This window comes from Asticcacaulis currens (genome assembly GCF_028550395.1).
GTDB classification, from domain to species: Bacteria; Pseudomonadota; Alphaproteobacteria; order Caulobacterales; family Caulobacteraceae; genus Asticcacaulis; species Asticcacaulis currens.
In genome coordinates this window covers 1-834 of record NZ_JAQQKW010000025.1, presented here as the reverse complement: position 1 = coordinate 834, position 834 = coordinate 1, and the positions used below count along the sequence as shown (strand labels likewise).

The following is an 834-nucleotide window of genomic DNA, read 5'->3' as shown; positions in this document are numbered from 1 at the left end:
CTCTCTGCGCCAAGGCATCCGTTAGAAGCCCTTCAACGCTTGATCGTTCTCTCAACTAAACGCACCGACGACATCCGTCGTTGGCCGCGTTCGTTCTTGTTTCAGACGCTTCACTCACCATCGCCCTTGGAAAGAGGGTATGGACGACAGCGGACTTAACATCGTGTCTCTTGGACACGACGCAAAGCGTCTAGTCAGACAATGTCTTCAGGTTCCCCTGTGGTCTATGAACCAGACCGGCGGGATAACCCTTCATTCACAATAAGAAGGTGGGTCAGTCGACCCACACCCGTCAGACCAGAGGTGACCCTCATAATCCGACGAAACTCATTCGCATCACAACCACAGGATGTTCGCTTGCTCAACCCAACGGGAGCAAAGCGACCTAGCGACCAAGCGGGAGCGCAGCCTGCGCGGCGCCAAGAGGCGAAGCCTCTGAGCGCAAAGCCCAACAAGCCAGCTTCGCGAAGCGAAGATGGTGGAGCCAGACGGAGTCGAACCGACGACATCCTGCTTGCAAAGCAGGCACTCTACCAACTGAGTTATGGCCCCATCTCTCAATGGACGCTCATCCCTGGTTGGCCTGGGCAGACTCGAACTGCCGACCTTACGCTTATCAGGCGTACGCTCTAACCACCTGAGCTACAGGCCATCAGGTCAAGCAGATCCCAAAGCTCTCGCTGTGGGTCGTGATGCACAACCAACCTTCCCACTTCCCTATGAAGCGGCGGCTGATTGTGTATTGGGAAGAGAAACGAAGACGGCGGCAATCCGTAAAATTTGCTGATCAAGTCAGCGATTAAGTGACGAATGAATAGCGTCGTGAAACGCTGG

At 55.0% G+C, this 834-nt stretch carries 1 protein-coding gene and 2 tRNA genes; all 3 read right to left on the bottom strand.

Annotation, left to right across the window (positions count from 1 at the left end; all coding sequences use genetic code 11):
* Positions 1-476: 476 nt before the first annotated feature.
* Positions 477-552: transfer RNA gene (locus tag PQU94_RS17995), tRNA-Ala, on the bottom strand.
* A gap of 23 nt (positions 553-575) precedes the next feature.
* Positions 576-652: transfer RNA gene (locus tag PQU94_RS17990), tRNA-Ile, on the bottom strand.
* A partial coding sequence (locus PQU94_RS17985; protein WP_272742809.1) for a hypothetical protein occupies positions 630-834 on the bottom strand: 205 nt, incomplete at its 5' end. The genes PQU94_RS17985 and PQU94_RS17990, both read right to left, overlap by 23 nt.